Annotated in this window: 15 protein-coding genes; 8 read left to right on the top strand and 7 right to left on the bottom strand. The window is 35.4% G+C overall.

Going from position 1 to position 21,836, the window contains the following annotated elements:
- The first annotated feature begins 156 nt into the window (after positions 1 to 156).
- From ACQKMP_RS27385 to dptH, 5 genes are all read left to right on the top strand, one after another.
- The gene (locus ACQKMP_RS27385) at positions 157 to 1,536 is read left to right on the top strand and encodes a DGQHR domain-containing protein (protein WP_427472072.1); all 1,380 of its coding nucleotides are present in this window, start codon (positions 157 to 159) and stop codon (positions 1,534 to 1,536) included.
- A 2-nt stretch (positions 1,537 to 1,538) separates the two neighbouring features.
- Positions 1,539 to 2,846, top strand: a complete 1,308-nt coding sequence (locus ACQKMP_RS27380) for a hypothetical protein (RefSeq protein WP_339189518.1) — start codon at positions 1,539 to 1,541, stop codon at positions 2,844 to 2,846.
- A 305-nt stretch (positions 2,847 to 3,151) separates the two neighbouring features.
- The gene (dptF, locus tag ACQKMP_RS27375) at positions 3,152 to 4,957 is read left to right on the top strand and encodes a DNA phosphorothioation-dependent restriction protein DptF (RefSeq protein ID WP_339189519.1); all 1,806 of its coding nucleotides are present in this window, start codon (positions 3,152 to 3,154) and stop codon (positions 4,955 to 4,957) included.
- Positions 4,958 to 4,962: 5 nt separating this feature from the next.
- Positions 4,963 to 6,369, top strand: a complete 1,407-nt coding sequence (gene dptG / locus ACQKMP_RS27370; protein WP_427472069.1) for a DNA phosphorothioation-dependent restriction protein DptG — start codon at positions 4,963 to 4,965, stop codon at positions 6,367 to 6,369.
- Entirely contained in the window at positions 6,350 to 11,566 is a 5,217-nt protein-coding gene (gene dptH / locus ACQKMP_RS27365; protein ID WP_427472067.1) for a DNA phosphorothioation-dependent restriction protein DptH, read from the top strand. The genes dptG and dptH overlap by 20 nt, the downstream gene beginning before the upstream one ends.
- Before the next feature lie 68 nt (positions 11,567 to 11,634).
- On the opposite strand, the gene ACQKMP_RS27360 is transcribed toward dptH, so the two are convergent.
- The 6 genes from ACQKMP_RS27360 to dndB all read right to left on the bottom strand — a co-directional run bounded on the left by ACQKMP_RS27360 (position 11,635) and on the right by dndB (position 19,097).
- On the bottom strand, positions 11,635 to 12,897 hold the full coding sequence (locus tag ACQKMP_RS27360) for an SIR2 family protein (protein WP_339189524.1): 1,263 nt from the start codon (positions 12,895 to 12,897) through the stop codon (positions 11,635 to 11,637).
- A 66-nt stretch (positions 12,898 to 12,963) separates the two neighbouring features.
- Positions 12,964 to 14,097 (bottom strand): cysteine desulfurase family protein, encoded by a 1,134-nt coding sequence (locus ACQKMP_RS27355; protein WP_339189526.1) that lies wholly within the window; start codon positions 14,095 to 14,097, stop codon positions 12,964 to 12,966.
- Between the two features lie 21 nt (positions 14,098 to 14,118).
- A complete protein-coding gene (gene dndE, locus ACQKMP_RS27350; protein WP_339189527.1) occupies positions 14,119 to 14,496 on the bottom strand; it encodes a DNA sulfur modification protein DndE in 378 nt (125 codons plus the stop codon).
- Positions 14,493 to 16,499, bottom strand: coding sequence for a DNA sulfur modification protein DndD (dndD, locus tag ACQKMP_RS27345; RefSeq protein WP_427472065.1), 2,007 nt, complete (start codon positions 16,497 to 16,499; stop codon positions 14,493 to 14,495). The genes dndE and dndD overlap by 4 nt, the downstream gene beginning before the upstream one ends.
- A gap of 17 nt (positions 16,500 to 16,516) precedes the next feature.
- The gene (gene dndC, locus ACQKMP_RS27340) at positions 16,517 to 18,013 is read right to left on the bottom strand and encodes a DNA phosphorothioation system sulfurtransferase DndC (RefSeq protein WP_427472063.1); all 1,497 of its coding nucleotides are present in this window, start codon (positions 18,011 to 18,013) and stop codon (positions 16,517 to 16,519) included.
- Entirely contained in the window at positions 18,006 to 19,097 is a 1,092-nt protein-coding gene (gene dndB, locus ACQKMP_RS27335; protein WP_339189532.1) for a DNA sulfur modification protein DndB, read from the bottom strand. Before dndB ends, dndC begins: the two co-directional genes overlap by 8 nt.
- A gap of 178 nt (positions 19,098 to 19,275) precedes the next feature.
- Between dndB and ACQKMP_RS27330 the strand changes: the two genes are divergently transcribed.
- On the top strand, positions 19,276 to 19,527 hold the full coding sequence (locus tag ACQKMP_RS27330; RefSeq protein ID WP_427472061.1) for a histidine kinase dimerization/phospho-acceptor domain-containing protein: 252 nt from the start codon (positions 19,276 to 19,278) through the stop codon (positions 19,525 to 19,527).
- Between the two features lie 235 nt (positions 19,528 to 19,762).
- Here ACQKMP_RS27330 and ACQKMP_RS27325 read toward each other — a convergent pair whose 3' ends face one another.
- On the bottom strand, positions 19,763 to 20,107 hold the full coding sequence (locus ACQKMP_RS27325) for a helix-turn-helix transcriptional regulator (protein ID WP_339189535.1): 345 nt from the start codon (positions 20,105 to 20,107) through the stop codon (positions 19,763 to 19,765).
- A gap of 167 nt (positions 20,108 to 20,274) precedes the next feature.
- Here ACQKMP_RS27325 and ACQKMP_RS27320 point away from each other — a divergent pair, with 167 nt between their 5' ends.
- Positions 20,275 to 20,913, top strand: coding sequence for a DNA-binding protein (locus ACQKMP_RS27320; protein WP_427472058.1), 639 nt, complete (start codon positions 20,275 to 20,277; stop codon positions 20,911 to 20,913).
- A gap of 306 nt (positions 20,914 to 21,219) precedes the next feature.
- Positions 21,220 to 21,558, top strand: coding sequence for a hypothetical protein (locus tag ACQKMP_RS27315; RefSeq protein WP_427472056.1), 339 nt, complete (start codon positions 21,220 to 21,222; stop codon positions 21,556 to 21,558).
- The last annotated feature ends 278 nt before the right edge of the window (positions 21,559 to 21,836 follow it).

Raw genomic sequence — 21,836 nt, 5'->3', positions numbered from 1 at the left:
ATAATTAGATGTAGAATTAATATATAGCATATTATTGTTAGGTTTATAGGCTTTTATATGCTACCCTATCCTTCAAAGGGGGCTTTTAGGAGGATGTAGTTGATATTTCTAAGATAGACAGTTAGAAACAATGAAATAAGTAGGGGGAATATATGAATGGCGAAAAGGGGAAAAATAAAAGCAGTTGTTTATTTCTGGAATACCAAAAATTGTTTTACTGGCTTCATGTCATATAATGAGGTTGGAAAGTATGTAAATATTGTTAAAGACCAATCTATGAATCGATTAATTAATGATGCCAGCGTGGATTTAATAATAAAATATATGAAAAATGAAGGAGAGGAGATCTTTTTTCCACCAGTAATAATGAATTGCTCAAATAAAATAAAGTATGATTCTGTAAATAGCCTAATGGAGATTGAAGAAAGTAGCCTTACTATTATAGATGGGCAACATCGGATTAAGGCAATAAATGAGATACTGGCTGATACAGAATTTCTTTCTGAATTTGGTTCTAAGAAAATACCCTTTTTGATTATAGAAGAATTAAGTCCAGAGTTACATAGAAAATTGTTCCATACAATCAACGATAAGAGTACGAAAGTACAAAATAACGTCTCAGATCGTTTTTCAACTACAACTTCAAATTTAATAGGATTGAAATACGTCTCAGACCATCTCGATATAAAAGAAATAATTGAATGGGAAGGTAAGCAGTCAAAAGAAAAGATAGTTTATTCTCATATGCTGAATTGTATTGAAATAATAGAGGATTTCTTACAAAAAAAGTTTAAAAATACATTGAGTACAATTGAAGGGGTCTTAGTTGATAATAAGAAACATTTATATAAAAATGACAATTATTATTCTGTATTTAGAGCCTTTTGGGATTATATTTTTCTAAAACTAAAGGAGAAGCCCACAGATAAAAATTTTTACGTTAAAGAAATAACATTAAGCTATATAAGTAAGATATTGATTAACAAACTCGATACTGAGGGAGTAAACGATGATATTGAGGCTCTTATTAATATTAAAGATAAAATTAGTATTATACTAAATAATTTTTTACCGAAGGAATTGGTTTTTGATTATGTGTTTAGAATTAATAAATCTTCTGAATGTAATGAATCGCTGAAGAGATATCTGGATTGCAATAAATATTTAGTTGAAAACGGAATAACATTACAGAACAAAATTACTTTTAATAAACTGCTCTCTAAAGTTATACCCAAAGGTTTTCTTGATAATGGTGGATATTTTTCAGTTGATGCAACGAAATATGAACCTTTCAGTGCCTTTCTACAGTTAACAAATAATTTACTAACAGATTTGTTAGCTCAAAATAAAACTGAAAAAGAAATAATTAAACAACTTGTTCCAGTGGATAAAACAAATCAATTTGGTACAACTGAACCTGATGAGCAAGCCGCAGCGGAGGAGATAAACGTCGATTTAAGAGCGAGCATCGGCACTCAGGAAATTATGCAAGAGCAGGATCCACAAGAGGATAAACCTGAAAAGCCGGAAGAGTGAATATGCAGTTATTAGGAAAATATTATTTGGAGGAATGCAAATTGCATCATACGCATTTTGTTTTGCAATTCACAAAAACATATAGTAATGAAACACTAAAAGAAGTATTGTCCTCTGAGGAGTTTGACAATATTGATTATGTATTTAATCCAGTTGAAAAGATGATATTTTTCTCGATATTTGACAAAGCGGAGAAGCCGAAAAAGTATGAAAAAACAAAAAAAGCAATTATTGAAACATTGGGAATGATTGATGGAACATATCTTTCAATTCTTTATGATTCCCAAACCGTTGAATATTTGGAGAAGATATCTTCTTCTATTTATGAACTTGAAAGGAACTTTAGAAACTTAATAGAAATTAAGATGCTTCGTCAAGTAGGACCTTTGTGGAGAAACCAATATCTAGTATCTAATGATAATACATATGACCGAAAAACAGGAAGGAAAGACGATGTTTTTAAATACCTTGCTAACCCATTGGATGACCATAATTTCAAAAACCTAAGTGTTTTTGTTAAAGAAAATATTAGGAGGAATAGAAGTATTATCACTGAAAAGTTAGATTTATTAGATAGTAAATTGGATATTTTAAAAGCAGCTAAGAAAAGTGAAGATTTAAATGAAATTACGGATGATATTGTTGATGAAATAAATCAATTGAAAATCTCCGTGGGTAATGCTAATGACCTATATTCTGAGGATATTTATGCTCATATTAAACCTGATTTAGTGGAAGAATGGAATAGAATTTATGACTACCGAAATTATTGGGCGCATAATATATTTTTAATGACGGAAGCGGAATATAATGAATATCTACGGCTAAGTCAAAGGATAAATAAAAAGATCAAGGTTGAACTAACTATAGATTCATTACTTGGTTCACTAAATTTTAAGGATTATGGTAATTTTATAAGGATATCAATAAGTAAATATGAGAATGAAGTAGTAAACTGTGAGGTGAAAATAAAGTTTAATCTTAATGGGAAATTTTACTATGTATCAAAGCTAGAAGCAGACTATATAGATATCTATAACTTCTATAAAGTTTTATTTAGTAAACAAGCCGATTTCATAGCAAAATTAGATAGTACTTATTTAAGAAATCCGTATTTATATAATATATTATCTGAAAATGAAAAATTCCCTGAATGGTTTGAAGATATTTCAGAGGAAGATTCAAATGAAATTATCAATATCTTAACTAGTGTATTTAAATTTAATGTTAAGACTGCGAATGAATCTGGGGAAGGTTTGGTGGTTGTGAATGAAGACCATCACAGTTTCTTGAAAAGAATATTTTCATAATAAGTATTAGAAGGTCAGCTGATTTAGGAAATCTAGTTATATGTAAACCCGCAAATAAAGTTTGCGGGTCTTTTTTATAACTTTAAAAGTGGAGGGTTTAAAATTGGAATTTCTAATTATGTAATTAGTTTGGGACTAGAGATCAACAATATCAATAATGATGAGTATTTACATTTCCCACCAATCTCCAAACAAGGTATACTTAAAAAAATATGTAGTTACTAATGGCCTATATCTTAAGACCTTCTATTTAACAAGGTTAATTACAAATAATACTTCGGTCATCAGAGTAATGGAGGAATCCTATGAGTACAACACAGTCTCAACACTTCATCAATGTTCTGAAAAAATGCAAACAATCATCCAAAGAAGCCGTTGAAAACCTGGAGGGCTTTAGTGATTTCAAGAAATACTTGCATATTCAACGGCCAGTAGAAGTGGAACTTGAGCAACAGATTAATGAAGCCTATGAATCGTCCGAAGCACGATTGATTTTAGTCTGTGGTGGGGTCGGAGATGGAAAGTCCCATATCTTATCTTACTTAAAAAGCAAATATCCCTTTCTAAACGATGAATCAAATTTTTATTTACATAATGATGCTACTGAAAGCTTTTCTCCTAGAAGAACATCCATTGAAACTTTATCCAATGTACTACAACCATTTTCTGATGCTGAGCTAGAAGTTGGCGGAACCATAAATATCATTCTAGCCATCAACTTAGGAGCCTTAAATAACTTCGTTGATTCTGAAGAAGGTAAGGCCTTTTCTAGACTAAAGGCTTATGTATATCAAAAAAAAATTCTAGAGTCAGTAATTGCTGATGAAGTTAGTCCAGATGATCATATTTTTCGATATGTGAATTTTAGTGACTATCATATGTATCAGCTGACTGAGCAAGGACCAAAATCGGATTATATAAAAGGGATCTTCCAAAAAGTTACTCAGAATACAGTAGATAATCCCTTTTATCAAGCTTACCTTAGAGATCTTGAAGAAGATCGAGAAAGCGCATCGAAGAATCCAATCATCCAAAACTATGATTTACTACAGCATGAGGATGTGCAAGATAGAATCATCGCGCTCTTGATTCAAGTTATGGTAAAGGAAAAACTAATCATCTCTACACGCGCCTTGCTAGATTTTGTGTATAACTTGCTTGTTCCATCTGTTATGGAGAATATGAGTCATAATCAAATTATCGAATACGTACAAGAGCAAGATTTTAAGGATTATGTAGCCTGTTTGCTTCCGTTCCAGATCTTCGAGAAGGTTGATGCATCAGCCATTCATCGAGCGATTGACCAAATCAATCCGACCCGGATACGAACAGAGCAGATGGATAGATATCTAATAGAATTTAAATCTCTTAAAGAAGGAGCAGGCCTATTCGCCAATCATATTAACGTCAGTAGACTACCTTATTTATCAAAATCCATATTTCAAAATTCGCCATGGCGGAATTCGGATGGTAAGGAACAAAACTTCAAGAAAAGACTAATCAAACTATTTGTATATTTATATTACTTCCTCCCTAAGGAGGAACATAGTTTTTTTGTTGACGAAACATATGAGCAATTTATGAGGTATTTATTCTACTGGAACAAGAGGGATATTAGTAAATTAGCCAATCTATATAAAGGCGAAGTGCGTGACGCGATCTACAAATGGAATGGAGAAGCTAACGGTGACTTGGTATATGTTCAGATAGGTCAGCCACAGACACAATATCATGCTCTTCAAAAATTAGAGATTGATCCTCATATAGACAAGCGAAGTGTTCTTTCTCATTCGGAATTATTTAAATTTTTGACGATGATGACTATTCAATTCAAAACCAAAAATGTGACTTATGAGAGCGATGCAACTGTTCCCTCTATCGATGTTGATTATTCTCTTTATGCCTTAATAATTCGAATTAAGAACGGATACCGTCCAAATAAAAAGGACAAATTTCAGTTTATTAAATTCGTTGAGTTTATTGAAAAGTTGAACAACTCCGGTAATCAGAAGAATGAAATTATCTTCGAAAGCAAGCAGTTTGGAAAGTCCACCCGCTATCGCCTGCAGTATGATGAAACTTTTGATCAATACTCATTTATGGAGACGTGAATAATATGAGTTATCTTATAAATCTAGAGGAAATACGAAAAGAGTTTAAGTTTGAAACTTCTATTAAACACAATCCTAGAATCCCACTAGAATTTTTGCCCTACACCACAAAGTTTAAAGAAACACAGTACAATTTTAGAGAAGTTGTTGGGGAGTTTATGCGGCTGGTGGGACGAAAAAAATTACCTGAGGCTGTTGATGCTGAAAAGCTATTAAGTAATGTTTTAGATTCTATTTCATTTGGACAGGCAAATCAACGTGGCGAATTCAAACAAATGGTTAAGACGCTCTTTTTGGACGAGAATGAGCAGCTTTATTTATTTCATCCTCAAATGTTGTATTACATCAATACTGTCGACAATGAAAATAAAAAGCTAGCACTCTTTTTATATAACGTCCTTTGGAATCAACGAGATGCGTGGTCTGTAGATGTTGCGACTGAAAATGAATCTGACCTGATGAGTACATTGCTCTTTAGGTCATTACCTGAACTAATAACTGCTAACGAAATTAAAAATAATTATGCACTTATGCTGCCAGAGGTATCAAAGTTATTTTTTCAAGATTTCCAATGGTTATCTACAAAAAGTGATCTATTTACCCAACAAGTTGAGAAAATTATCTCTTATTATTACTTCTTTTACGTTACACAGTTTGCCATCCAAAGTGAAAGTTTATTTAACTCGGTTGATCAGAAAATTCGGCCAATCTATTTTACCTTTGAAGAAGAAGAAAGATTGTCTAAAACCCGTGTGAGTTACGAGTATGGGTGGAAAAATCTCGAGAAATCTATTGGGAAAATTTTCTCGCATATTAACCTTTTAAAAATGTTGAACTTTACATCTAATGAACATAAGGAAGAAAATTGGAATGCCCCATTTTCATATCAGCAAATTGCTACTTGTATCCGTGAAATGTCAGGAGAAGAGCAAGTGGCGCTTGAAGAAGAGATTGACCTATTGACTGAAGAATATAAGCAAAAGTTGTCTGGGGACAGTAAATGGATGCTAATGGGGACATTTACTGAACGGTATGAATTGTCGGTTCTAAATAAAATAGATCAGTTATTCAGGATGATCGACCATCAATTTAACCAAACTTCTCGATCGAAGCCTTATAACGAGTACAGACAATGGTTCGTTCACTTTTGCCAGAAAACTTTTTTAAAGTCACGAGGACGTTCTGGTAAAATGCTCATACTTGATACAGATTATCTTTTGTTTTTGACTAAATTAATGATTAAAGATGAGAGTAAAATCCGTTTGAAAAGACTATTCGAAAAGTTCGAGGCACGGGGTATGATATTTGACCGAGATACACAAACAGCGATTGTTGATTATTTTGAGAAACTTAACTTACTTGAGAAAAAAAGTGATAGTGGGGATGCTATTTATGTCAAAGCATTTTTATAATTACTTGGCTGAGCAGATTGTGGAATTCTTTATTCGTACAAATGTTCAGCCAGGAGATAAATATCATATTCAATTTGAACGTGATGAGCAAGTAGAATTGCTTGTGGAACAAGTTAAATCATTATCCACAGCTGAGCCCTTTTATATGCAAACAGAGGAAGGAATCTACCAATCCAAATCTCTGATGGGATCAAATGCCAAAGTTTTAATAGCTTCAAATACTGACGAGGTGACACCAGATTTTCTAACTACGCTGCGGAATAAAGTAGGAATTAATGAAGAGCTATTTATCGATAAAGCCATGCTACTAATTCACAACTCAAACCTAGATAGCTTAGTACAGGGTATGACCTCATTTGACAAAGAAGGAATGCCGTTCCACATTAACTCAATTGAAGAGAATCTTCAGAATATGATGGAGAATTCCCTTCTTACAAAACCGGAAAAGCAAATACTAAAATTTAGTATGGAGACGAATAGAGCTCAACAAGGAATCCATGAGCAAGTAACCTTGTTTGATTATGAGAAAATTCTTACCGTTCTAAACAACGAAAGGCTTGAAAATTACGATTATAAAGATTTTGGTTTGTTTCAGGATTCGGAATTTTTCAATACACCTATGACGGAAAAGCAAATTCAAGCTCGTTTAACTGAAAATCACAGTCTTTTCAGTAATGTTGAATTGGCCCATCAGTATGGTCCTATTGATATTAGCTTGGAAAGGCATTTTGATGAGCAGGGCGTAAAATTGCTCTCTGATATGGAATGGCAACTAACTGACTTCGGAAAAGTAAAACAGTCTAATCAGAAGAAGCTAGAGGGTAAGGGGCTAGAGTATATAGAGTCTACTAAAAAAGTAAAAGCAACTAATGAAGGCCTAATTTACTGGGAAAGAGCAGATGGAGAAGGAAAGAGCCAACAGCGTAAGCGTAATATTATAGTATTTAATCCTGAACAACAAAAAAAAGTTACTTTGGAGTTTCAGTTTAACGACTTTATTAAACAAGATTTTATTTCTAGAATTGCAATAAAACATAACATTAATCCTGAGCAATCGGGGAAAAAAATAAAGGTAGAACTTACACATGCCCCAGGACAAACAACATTCTATGGAGTTAAATATAAAACAGATGTTTCACCAACTTATGAGTTTAGAATAGCGATTGTAGAAACGTCAGAAAATTTGCTTCAGGCGATCCAGACTTCCTACACAATCAACCTAGTAAAATCAAAATTAAGACATTCGAGTATTTTAATTAATTCAGACCATGAGCAGTGGATCTTTAACAAAGGTAAATCCGATGTAGTTCAGGTGGAGCTCATGGAAGATTTTGAAAATAATCAATTTCAAATTACAGAATCTGAAGAGCTAGTGGTTACAAAAAACTCGGAAAATCAAGGTGAGGAAGACTTAATTCACTTTGCTATAAAACTACCGATGACTGAAATCCCACTTTCTGTCCAGGATGTAGTTGAACGACCTGTTCCGATTGGTGGATTTAATGTATGGAAATTAAAACGTGAGAAACAGGATCATTTTAAGTACCGTATAGAAAATGATAAGATGAAAATCATACAAGGTACTCGTGAAACTTATGCCCAAGGTGAATTCAAAAAGAATCTTGAACGTGAACTGAAACTAATTGGTACCAATCATCTGTACTTTACGGAAGAAGCTGGTGAACTTCACCCGGAACAAATTAACGTGCCAGAAACCGTTAGAGAAGCTTATATTAATCTACTTCGTTACTTCCGTGATAACCAACTGCTTCCCAGTCTGGCTTATTTGGATGAAGATTACTCCTTACTAGCTCGAGCCTATGTTGAAGTATATATTAAAGAATTAGAACAATTGCAAAACGGACAATCGTTAGTTCAAACACAACGTGATCTAGTTTTACTAGGCACAATTCGTAAAGGACTTAAGGACCCAGAATGGCTATATACGCCTCTGCACCCGCTTAATCTTGCTTATCAACTACAGCTAAAGGACTTGATTGACAAAGAGACGATTAATGATGAGCTGCTCCGTACATTAAGACCAACACATCTAGTTCCTTATGTCTCATTTAATGGCGGTTTGTATAAAGTGATTGAACCTAGCGATTCATATGAATGGACAACCTATATTGACCAAAGTCTACCGAGATTTGAGTCCTCAAAACTCTTTGTAAATAAGCTGGTACAGGAGAAGATCGAAGAATTCACTGAGCATTTTTCTTATTTGTTCGATTTAGATTATCGAGCACCTTTGAAAATAAACACAATTAATATGGGTGATTGTCAGGAAATTCTGCAAGGGTTGTTTGAATTTTATAAAAGACAGCTTAAGAGAGAGGTTCAGAAGAGTGACCTACTCCCTATCGAACTACATATCTATGCAGAAAAAGGGATTAATAATGTCTTTGAAGAGATGTCACAGTACTCTGATGCAGAGGAAATTGCTAAAAATTTCAACTTAAAGTTGGAGTTAGAAGGATACCACTCCGAAGAGATATTAAATATCTTTAGAGACCAAGTTAAATTTTATTCACGTGATGTTGTCACTAATCAATATGAATACTGCCATATTACCTTCTACCAAATGAGCAAAATAGAACAAGTAGCCACAAGCAATGCATCTGAGATTATTACAGGCTTATCCTTATTTGGATTGGTATCTGGTGTTCCATCAGTATTCATTAATGAGGATTACAAGACAGGGTTTGGTACTAAATATTACAGAACATCCGAAGCACCGTTGCTAAACCTTGTTCCTAAACTCAATTCTTTGCTTCGAGTTGCAAGGACACTAGATAATTATCAAGAAGATATGAATATCGTAACTGCTATCTCTGCCGAGCATAAGCAAAAGTTAGATGCTGTATACGATTCGTCACATTGGGTTACTTTTATTGAACCCAAGGTAGATCTCAGTTTCTTTAAGAATAATGATGAGCAGAAGGATTTGCTTGTTATCCATTACAGTGATCAGTACACCTCTTCTAGTGGCTTTGATGCAATCACTGTGACAAGACGCTCGAAGCAATATCAACGGCTAATTAAAGAATTTTTGGACTCTCACCAAATTATAGCATCTGATGAAGTGTTGCCTCCAATAATCAATTTTTTTAATGCAATTAACGGAAACTGGTTGTTACGATTATTGGCTCAAAAAAATCAGTTTCCGAAAGAAAAAATCAGTATTTTGTCTGCTGTAAAATTGGCTTTAGCTGCTTTTGCCCATCGGGATATTATATGGATACCTATCTCAATGGAAGAGATTCTACGAATATCTGGTGGTACTGGACTAAGGCAATCGGAAGGGTTGTTTTCAGCTAGGAACCTTGGAAAGTTTGGCTCTTACAGCGATGATTTGCTACTAATTGGTATTGAGGAGCAGGGCGAAGATCTAACGGTTCACTTCTATCCGATTGAAGTGAAGATTGGGAATAACCCTAAGTCAGTATATGATAAGGCTGTAGACCAAGTTAAGGAAACTAAAAAATTGTTAATAGACTTCTTGTTAGAATCTGAAGAGAACGTCTTTAAATCGAAATTATATCGTAACTTCTTTATACAATTAGCGATCGCTAGTGCTGAAAAAATGAATCTTTACTCGATCTGGCCAGAGCAATACTGGAGAAATGTTACGGACAGTAGGTTGAGGGGAAGATTGCTCAACGATGATTATAGAATTTCAAATACACTGCAAGAGTATATCGGTGATGGAGCAGTCATCTCCTTTAAAAAAGATTGTGTATTTTCAGGAATCAAAAGAACAGAGGATGTCTTAGTCTTTGATTATCCAGAAAAGAGCGGATATGATTTTATCATTAAGAATATTGAGGAAATTAAGGACCATATCCAAAGTGAGGATGGGGATATTCGATCAGATCAACTTCTTTCAAAGTTGTATAAATCAGAAATAGGTTTAATTTATAGAAAAGAAAACACTGACAACTATTGTGAAAATGCCGCTGATCAATCAGGTAGCTACAGAACAGATAATTACGTGCAGCCTTCCCTTGATAATGATCATACAAATAGCAATTTAAAAATTGAAGTTAAACCTGTAAAACCATTGGAGATTTTGTTCGGTCACAATGCACAGAGTCAAGAAGAAGTAAAATGGTATCCGACCTCGACTGATAAAATAATGCACACTAACACAGGCATTATTGGAACAATGGGTACAGGGAAAACGCAATTCACTAAATCCTTGATTACTCAGATACTTCGTAACAGTACTGATAACGTGAATGAAACGCCAATTGGAATCTTGATTTTTGATTACAAAGGCGACTATATCAAATCGGATTTCACTGAAGTTACAGGTGCGAAGGTCTATGATTTATACCACTTACCATATAATCCATTATCTCTCTATGTAACGAAACCGTTGCGTCCACTGTTGCCAGTGCATACTAGTAGCACATTGACAGATACGATCGCAAAGGCATTTAACCTTGGACAGGTACAAGTGAATACTCTTAAAGGAGTAATAATGGATGCCTACAACCAAAAAGGTATTATCAAAAACGACGCAATAACTTGGGAAAAGGCAGCTCCTACTCTAAGTGATATCTATGAACTTTATACAGAGCGAGAAGATGTGAAAGTTGATAGTCTATACGCAGCGCTTCAAGAGCTTTATGAGATGGAGGTCTTTGAGCCTGATGCTAGTAAGACAATCTCACTTTTTGATATGATCGATGGTATTACTGTTATTAACCTATCTGGATTTAACGCAAGTATTCAGAATTTAGTAGTATCGATTACTCTCGATGTATTTTATAATCAAATGCAGATGCAGGGTCATAGTGGTATTAACGGTAATTATCGTGAGATTACAAAGATGATTCTGGTTGATGAAGCAGATAATTTTCTTAGCAAGGATTTCACCTCAATTAAGAAAATTCTTAAGGAAGGTAGAGAATATGGAGTAGGTACCATTCTATCTACACAGTTCCTGAGTCATTTTTCAACATCGGATAATGATTATGCAAATTACATTCTTACATGGATTGTTCATAATGTTTCTGAGTTATCTGCTAAAGAGATTCGGATGGTGTTCAGTACGCAGAGTAAGGCTGAGGAAGAGAATATTATGAACCGAATCAAATCATTACAGAAACATTATAGTATTATGAAGGCAGGATCGGGGCAGCCGGTTTGGATGAGAGATCGAGCTTTTTGGGAATTAAATAAAGAATAATTTTTTTACTAATTAAATGACTACTAACAGCCTGTACTTTAATGATTATCGAAGTACAGGCTGTTCCTTTAATCCACTAGTGATTTGATTAGTTGAGGAATCTCTGCCAAGTCTTCAAACCAAACAATTTGAATTCCTAACCGAGCATAGTGTTTTTCTCGAGAAAGATGGAAGTCTTCTAAAAAAGCTTCTAGTATCTCTTCCGATATTGTGCTGATATCATCTTCTAACTGTCTTTCTTCAATTTCTAATTCAAGTCGCTGCATGAATGCAAAGTGTTTTACCTTGTTATGGTTTTTTCCCGCTGCTATATCTAATATTCTCCTCATATTTGGATCACTCATTGATAAGCCAATAAATACACAATTATTTTCTTTTAAAGTTAATAGCTGAGTTATGTTTGACCAAGAGTAGGAGTTAGTATAAACATCATGATATGACTTTTCAGTAAGCACTATAGGATGAGAATCATAGATTTGAGTGTTTTGTGGTAGGTAACCGTGAACGTGGTATACTGGCAAACAATTAGGTTCTACTTCATCATCTTCTTTAAATATTGGCATATAAGTTAGTGGGACCTCTTTTAAATGCTGTTCTAACAAATCATCATAATTAAAGGTAACCACGCTTTGTACTTGATAGCTCCCTCTATGGTTACATAATTTGGCTAGCCACTGTAATGTGGGTGAAGTGAAAACTTTACGTCTACCTTTCCCATATAAGGCTGCCCGGATTTCTTTTGATAATGAATTATTACCTAAGTTAGTTTCTAAAAAAGAAGCGTTAATAATTGGGGAATCATCGCCTAATTGACTTAATAAATTTGTTAGGGCAACTGCTTCTTTACTAGATATTCGATAGTTTCTTAATTTACCTTCATTTTTATTATTTTTCATTTCTCTAAAGACAGCTTCATTAATTTTCTCTAATAATACATCCCATGTTGGAATCCCAGCAGATCTAGAGACTCCTGCTCCTAAAAATAATGATAGCTTATTTGATTTTAGACACTTTTTAATATCTTCAATGCATCTATTTCTACGGCTCTTCCACTCAATTAATTCGACTTTAAGGGGAACAGAGTCCATGGCATCTCTATCTTCAATTAAAGAAAATAAACCATCTTTAAGTCGGAAACTTTTAACTTTGATAGCTTGAGATATAATATAATCTTGGGTCCTTCGCTTTAATGTCATATTCAAAACACCCAGCTCATCAGTTGTATTAAAATCAAACCAATGGTTCTTTTTTATTACTTTCAATATCTCGTGAACAGGAGAGGGGGAGTTTATTTCTTTAAGGGCTAAAATAGCGGCATCGTAAAGTTTCAAAGTATCGACTCCTGAATGTTATAGATGAAAATTAATATTCAAATAGGCTACAGAAAATGAAAAAAATTACTGGATTTCTTTGAATATGTCTAATTGGTTCTCGCTAAGCTCTGGGCTTAAAGTCACACGAATAGTCTGCCGAACTTCCTCTAGAGTTTTACCAGATGCACTTAAAACATGACTTGGTTTACTTGAACTACAAGCTGATCCAGTGGAAAGGGCGACATGGCCGGCAAGCTTCTTAAGTAAGAGTTCGTTATTAACACCAATAAACTGTAAGCTAATTAAACCGGGGATTTTATCTTTTGTATCGCTGTTGAATTTAATTTTATTTCCTAGGTTGGTCTTAAAGATATTAGTTAAGTAATCCTCTAATTCCCTCAAACGTTTCACATTTTGCTCTAAATTAGCTGTAGCTAGTTCAGCAGCTTTGCCTAAGCCAACAATATTGTGAACCGCTAAGGTACCACTACGATAATTATTTTCCTGTCCGCCCCCATGCAGAAGAGGTGTAATCCGAGTATATATTTCTTTCGTCTGTTTTCGAATGATTGCTGCTCCAATACCTTTTGGGCCACCAATCTTATGGCCAGACATTGACAAGAAGCGAATTCCTTTTAATTTATTAAGATCAATAGGGACTTTTCCTATTACTTGTGTAGCGTCAGTGTGAAAGAACAAACCGTTATCCTTAAAGAGATCGGAAAGTGCATCAATTGGATTTAGTGAGCCGATTTCATTATTACCCCACATGATAGATGTAAGAAGTGGCTGAGCTTGCTCAGTCACTTCTTTTACTTTTTGAACATCAATTCTTGCGAACTGATCAACATCTATCAATGAAACCTCAAACCCACGCTCACTTAGGAAATTAAAGGTTTCTATTATAGAAGGATGCTCCACCTTCGAGGTGAGTAAGCGTTTATTCGTGATATTGCCGTCGTTATAATAATCGGCAATGCCTTTTATAATCATATTGTTACTCTCTGTTGCTCCGCTGGTAAAGATAACCTCGTCTGGATCGCAACCAAGCAACGATGCTATTTGCTCACGAGCTTTCGCGACAGCTTTTTTTGCATTTTCGGCTAAAGAGTAAAATTTACTGGAAGGATTTCCGTACTCCTCCTTGAGGTAAGGCATCATTGCCTCAAGTACTTCGGGGAGAATTTTGGTAGTGGCACTATTATCTAAATAAAGCATTTAGATTCCTCCTACATCCTATTAACTTAGTAAAGCTCGAATAAAGCGTTCAAAATTTCCAGTACTCTTAAACTCACCTGCTAAGGAGCGGATTCCTCGCTCTAAATGCGCATTAAAGTATCCAGGAAAGTAATCCTCGTCAGTTAATTGCTTCTCAGCAGCTTGTGTGATAAGGACCTTAAAAACATAGTCATATTCTCCCGTAACAGTATTTCGATTGAGCACGAGACCATCTGAAAAGTCTTTAGTAATAGGTATTACTTTATTATCAGTTGTACTGTTTCTAAGAGAGAGGCTAACAGCATAGCGGATTAGAATATTTGGTGTGATACCGGTTGATGCATGAAGTTGGGTAAGAATATCTTTAGCATATTTGGAGGTTCGCAAAGTAAAATTCAAAGTAGAACACTCTCCTTACTAAAGTTAAAATAGCGCCCTTTAACAATCTTTGCACTATCGAAGATTTCATCAAATTCTAAAGTGTAGAATCTAGCAGTATTACCTTTTATTAATTCAAATTGTTCGGCAGAGACCTCAGAATCGGTTGTAAACATTAATACTTGCTCTCCACATTTAGGAATAAAATGTTCGATTAATGCTTTCTTATGGTCTTGGTCTAGTCGTCCCATGAGCGTATCAAATACAAATGGGAGTTTCCAACCAGAGACTTTAAACATGGCCCAAATAACAGTAAGCATTAGCATTTCTTTTTCGCCAGCAGATAAACGTTCTTTCGTAATTTCATTTTTTTGGCGATCAAAGAGATGCAGCTCAAAGGTTAGATGATCGATATGAATTCGTTCAATATAAGCTTTTTTTCGAAAAAGAATATTAATCATTTTAGTTGACTCGTTGGCTACGTCATCTAACTTTTTACGCCATTGTCTTTCTCTAAAACGTTTGCTGACGTGTAAGAGCTTTTCGGTCATGACATAGGAATTTTCAGCTTTATGAAAGTCCCTGATTTTATCCGTAATTTTATTGTAAGTGATCATATGCACTCGGATAGCATCATTTGCTTCAAGAACTTCTTTAGTAGACTGTTCAATAAGTAATCTCAACTGCTCAACACGTTTTGTCTTATTCTCAATTTGCTCCAAGAGATCTTTAAATTCGCTAGAGTGATCATTCTGTTCTATTGTTTTTCGAATTACCTGGGCTTGAACGAGCAACTCAGCGTTCTGATCGAAAAGTTGAAGGTAAAATTCAGGCTCTAACTTTTGAATTTGATTAAATAACTGCAGAATCTCACTACGTTGTGCGAAGGATGCGCGATGTAATAATTGGATATGCTCAGGCTGCATAATGTTTAAAAGGCCCTTATGTAGCAGATCAATATCAATATCTATAGGTTTTGTTTTATTTAGTTGTTGTAACTGATCAATAAGCTTAATTAGCTTATCTTTCTCTAATGAAGAGGTTATATATTCAAAAGATTCAGTTTCTTTCTCTAAATCAAGCTGTTTTACAACCTTACCAAGTAAATCTTTCGTAATGTAAAAAGGAAGGAGGCTGGTAGTAAGCGAACGTATTTTTTCAGAATTAGATTTGCGTTGATTTTCGATTGTATTCAATTCGCTGACTAATTCTTGTCGTCTATCTCTTAACAAACCCCCATGCGTATCAAAATCTCTTTTGTGCTGTTTAATTGCATCATTAAGAAGATCTATTTCTTGCTCTGAGTCGGAAATAATAGATTCTTTTTCACTAACGATCTTCTTATTTTCTACGATCTTTAATTCTAATTCTTCTTGATCTTTAATATCTTTGGCTGCAGTTGCATTTTGTTGCGCATATTGTATTCGATAAGACTGAAGATCTTTTTCTAAGTTCATAAAAAGGTCTAAGTTGAAAAGGATTTTTCCAGATTCACTAAGATATTCAGGGATCTTCTCTTCCGATACAATTCGAGAAATATCTTCGCCGTCGAAAAGACATAGTTCAAAGAGACGAGGGGGCATTTCCTCACGTAGTCGATTTTGAAAATCCGATTTTTCTTGATTATTCAATGATTTTCCGTTTCTAACAACGTAGAAGTCTTCTTTGATTTTCTTATTTTTAATTCTCCAACTTCTTGTCAAGGTATAACTCTGGATTTCGAAATCCTCTGTGGAATCATACTGGATAATAATTCGAAAATCAGGATTGCTTTCTTCATTTATAGCTTTTCTATTAAGGAAGGATGAAATTTTTCGGAAGTACGGTTCATTATCATTCACAAATCCATAAGCCATTGATCCAAATAATACAATTCTAAGTGACTCTAAAATTGTTGTTTTTCCAGCTCCATTTTTTCCGCCTAACAGAACTACATTTTTAGTTTCATTGGTCTTAAAATTAAATGTATTCTGATTCCCGAAGTAAGCTCCAATGTTACAGAGCACTAATTTTGTTATTTGCATAAAATGCTAGTCCACCTTTATAAATGCAAGAAGTCTTGCTTTAAAGTTTTATCAAATGCTTGGAATAATCCGCGTCTAACTTTTACTCCAGAATAATCTTTTTCTATTGAGATTAATTGTTTGAGTACGCTCAAGTTGATGCCCTCTTCTTGACACAATGTTTCAAGGTCAGTGAGTTGATCATCTTTGAATACAGGGCGATCATCATGGTTCCAATCATAAATTTCACCTGTTTCTTCTTCGACGATTAATGGCAAACGATCTTCCCACTGCAAGTCTTTATGCCAGTACTTACGAATGACTTTAAGTTCTTCAAGACTAATTAATTCAATAGTCGGATCGTGAAGCTCACGAATTTGTCTTTGTGCTCGTAATAATTGTCTAAGTATTTCTTCACGAGCTTTTAAGGTAAATGGGCCGACCCCAAGGCGCTTATGTGTGCCATCTTCTTCTCTAATTAGAATATTAAGTTCTTCTATAGTAGCTAAGTTAATGTTATTTGTGTTGAGGTATTCTTTTAGCTTTTCCTTATCAACTATCTCTTGCTCTGGTGTTGGTTCCTCGTGATACGGAAGTAGGTATACTTCACCATTCATCCGCTGTTTTTGTCTCTTCGTGTGATCTTCTCTAATTTGTACTAAGAAGTTTCTGAATTCGTAGAGAGGACGCAACCAATCCACTCCATTGTTAATAAACCCACTCAGAGCTTTATCTTCAGAAACAACTGTGCAAGTCCAACAACCGAAACGGCTATTTCCACAAGATCCTGCACTTTCTTTAACTTCTTTATCAACAACTAGTGGGCACTCGCTACTTGAATTCTGATACAGTTCGAGCAATTCATTGTTATCGTCACCCCAAGGGGATTCATACTGAAGCAAAAATTCCCAAACATCATCAACATCAAAGGCCCGAATTGGAGCAAACACAAATGCATTTCTTAATGTTGAATGACGCATTAGCTTTTTACCTTCAATAGTATGTGACTGCATTACTGCAGCTCGTGTTGAGCTTTCGGAGTCACGAACACCAAGTAGCATAATAACTTCACCAAATTGATCAACCTTATCGAGAATAAAGCGATTTGCAGGCTCAATCTTTAAACGGTCTGTACACCATCTGAATTTTTGACGAGGTGTTGGGTAACCTTTACCGATAATGGAAGCCCAAAAGGTCTGCTCAACCTTAGGACGGACCTTTTGCGTCTCAATTGGGAGACCAAGATTTAATGCTTTTTCTTGTATTCGACCTAATGTACGGGTGATTTTATCTATAATAAGTGGTGTTTCCACTTGGGTATCAGAAGAGATAACATAAACTTTTTTGTGCAGCTCAGAAGGATTAAGTTCTTGAAGTGCCTGAAAGACAAGTTGAACTACAGCTGTAGAATCTTTACCGCCGCTAAAACCAACAACCCATGGACGCTCGTCCATTAAATAAACTTCCTTAATCAACTCTTTTGCTTCAATGAATTTGGTACCAGTATTGAATATATTGAGTCCTAAATTACCCATTTATAGACACCTCCTTAAATTTGTTTTCAATCTTCTGTTCTTGTTCGGTGAGTGGGAGGTTGATTTTGGACTTAATCAAGTTTGCAGTCAACTGAATAGTTTCACCATTTTTATTAATTCTGCCAGTATTGCTATAAGCGCGTCCTTGCCAGTCTTTTTTATTTTCTCGACTCAAGTCGATGGTGTTGAGTTTCATAATATAGGACTGCCATTCATCCGGATGATACCGGTATAGATAATAGCCTATTATTCCAAGAGATTCCAGAAAAATCCCGTGAGCGACGATTGATTGAATACGTAGTTCTCGAGGTGAGATCTTCTTTTTAATAACTTCTTGCCACTCTGGGATTGATACACATAGTAACTCCCAAAAGGCGGTAACAAATTCTTTCTCTTGTTCAGATATAAGTTCGCCTTTACGTTTATTGATAAGACGAGAAGTTGTATTAAAAACATGGTTTAGCGCGAAAAGCTTCGGTGAATTCTTAGAAAGAGATACTTTTTCTCGGTCTGTATATCGTTCTAATAATGGGATATCAGATATTAAACTTTTTGTAATTAATGATAATTGATCTCGATGGTCATAAAGTATTCCGATTGATGATGTTGTATTGACGGCGTGACGATTCAAGTCTGAAAACATTTGTTGAGAGCGAGTAAGGCCAAAGTCATGAAAAAAGACCACTGAAATTGTTTCGTCTCCAAGCTCAGGAGAGATCCTCAGGGCTTCTTCGATTGCCGCTCTACGGTGTTGTCCGTCATTAATTAAAAACTTAGAATCAAGAGAGATAGTCAGTTGTCCTATGTCTTTCATCTCATCTGAAACTTCTTTGAATCTCATAGTACCGTCCACACTTGCTGTTAGAGAAGAGAAGATATAGTCCTTAGGATTCTCTAAAATATAATTGGTGATATCAGGAATCCGCGACCTATTCATTAGACGTTGTGCCCGATGCTCAACAGGAATTTCCTCTTCGTCAAACAGGAAAATTTTAGCTATTAAACGGAGTGGACACATGACAGTATAGAATTCTCTACCTGCTTGAATTCCTCTTAAAGCTGGGAAGGTGTAACTGAAGTTCATCAGCATTCTCCTTTATTACGTACGTAATAACGTGCAATATTTTTCATTTTAACTCAATACGAACAAATGTTCAACTAGTAAAGATCGTAAAAAAGTATTCTTTTTCTTTGAAGAATATAAAAATTTCTTTAAATAGGCACTCAGTTAGAACCTTTAGATATTGAGTATAATATTAAAAATGGTTAAGAGTGCAAGCCATAAATATACTGTAAGGATAGAAGAAAGGGGGAATGGAAGTTTCCGTGAGGCTTTTTATCTTTATATTCAGCTAGGTCTATATCTCCGCCCAGCGGATTTGAGAGCCTATAGCACTATCAGTAACCTGTTAGAAAAGTTGCATTTTCTCTATCAGTTAAAAAACGAGTTTCTGGCCAATACATCTCATGAACTGAAGACACCGTTACACGGCATAGTTACATCTCCAATCTAATGCTGGAGGACGTTGTGGTGCATTTACAACACAACTATATGGTAAATAGCTTATTCCATCTACATCAAAGGCCCCTTCCGCCGTTTTCGGCAGAAGGGGCCTTTGATGTATGAAGGTTAAGTTTCAATCTGATTGGTGCTTTGAGGGATATACACATCGTTGTGATTTTTCAATTACAATCTATACAGTCTTTGAATTCGAAAAGATATGTAACAACGTTAATTTTTAGAAGTTGCTACTTTTCATCCTTACTTAACCCAATAGCAGCAATCACTTTTCGAGTTACCTGAGTGAGTGCTGTTATTTCTTCTGCACTTTTACTGCTTAGCAAAGCCATATGTTCATCCAACGCCTTGCGACGCTGTGTCTCATCCTCGAATCGAAAGAATTCTATAGCTGGAACATCAAACGCCGCAATAATTTTTTCTAGTGTCTCTAATGAGATATTTCGATCTCCTCGTTCGACACCACCTATGTAACTGTAGTGAAGCGAAGCAGCTTCGGCAAGTTGTTCTTGTGTCCATCCTTTTGCTTTTCTAAGCTCGCGAATGCGATTGCCGACGCTTTCTGGTAAATTCATAGGATCACCTCTACATTAAGGTTAGAAGAGGAATGCTAACCGTAACAGACTATTAAAGGCAACTTGATAATCACTAAATCTGTACTTATTAGTACTTTTTATATTGACCCTCTAGATTACAAAATATACAATGAAGGTATAAATGGATAAAAAAGGGGGATTTACGGTTGCATCTCTCTATTCTTAAAGCCTTCAACCCGGATGTTCTTGTCGAAATGTTGGAAACTGCACATTACTTTGAAAAGTGGGATAAGCTGCTATACACTGCAGATATTTTGTATAGCTATGCCCAGCGTATATATGAAGAGCGACTGTACTATAAGGCGATGGGGACGACAATACCTCTAATTAAGATGCAGCATCCACTTGTTTATTATTTTGGGTTCAGTCAACAGATGCGGGGAGTTGCATATCAACATCTGGGGGATTACGAGCAAGCCAGGGATAGCATTTACAGATACGTAGAACTTGGGTGGTTGGAGGATTTAGGACCGGACGGGCAAGAGATTGCTCGTGAATTTCGATGTTTGGCAAAAATGAATTTATATGCTGTAGAGATTTTATCTGGAAAAGTAGAACTTCTGCATGATTATGCTTGCTTTCTACAGACCTATCCCAATGGACTGCTTGATGGGCTGGTTGTAATTATGCAAACTGCGCTTAGTTTTGGATTGAATGTGGATGAGCAGTTGAGTCACTTAAATGATGATGTAAGTGAAATCAAGTTAGAACAAGATAAAACCGCGCAGTCGAAGTACAGAAGGTTTTGTTATCTGGTGGATTTATATAATATGCGGAAGGACTGAATATAATGGATTAATTACCAAATTATACATACTTAGTGGAGAAAATCTCATATAAAAAAATATTACTAATGTTCCATCCGTCCACGCGGTACGAAAGAATACTATGCCAACCAACTCGCGGGTAAAAATGTTCTTGTCGGCTCTGTTCGTGGCCCCAAACAAGTGGAGGTGGCCAGGCAGCATTCTTTTTACCATGTACCTGTGGAGAACCTTACAAGCCAGAAGATAATAACCCAGATCGAATATGTAGCTATGTGTCAATCCAGAAGGAAATTCTTCGATCCTGCAAAGACAGGAATTCATTGGGTGGGTAAAGTGGTAGATTGGGAAGTGGTGAAACGAAAGGAAATAAAGGAGATTGTCCCTGAGCCTCATAAGGAAGAGAAAGATTATGTTAGATTCACTGTCGAGGAATGGATACCTTTAAAGCCTCACATTGCTTTAGGGGGACAGGGAATAAATACAGTCCTTTACACAAGCAAATATGTCCTAGACCGAGCGCTGGAAATCGCGGAGCTTCGCTTAGAAACGGAGGAAGATCTTCGTGAATGGCGTGAGAAGCGCCGAAAGGGCAGAGTGAAGGTGAAGGTCGATCATGAGCAGTTTGTGGATTTAGGAAAGGTTGTGGAAGTTCGGAATATTTAAAGTTAGTGAAAATGAAGTAAGGTTATTGTCCTGCCATTTATCAAGCATCCCGCTGGATAATGGCAGGATTTTTAAATTGGGCAAATACAAAACATCCTGTTAATAGACGGTACTTGGAATGAACATGTTATGATAACAGTTATATAGAAAGAGATCACATGGAAAAGCTTATAGATGCACTGGATGTACAAGTGTTTTGTATAGATTCTGAAAGTCTTGAAGTACATAACTATGAAATCATTGAATTATAGCGCTGAGCTTCTCCCCTTCTCTCCCGC

It is taken from the genome of Paenibacillus sp. NPDC101420 (assembly GCF_050277435.1).
Lineage (GTDB): Bacteria > Bacillota > Bacilli > Paenibacillales > Paenibacillaceae > Paenibacillus_AQ.
This window is presented reverse-complemented; position numbering and strand designations above follow the sequence as displayed.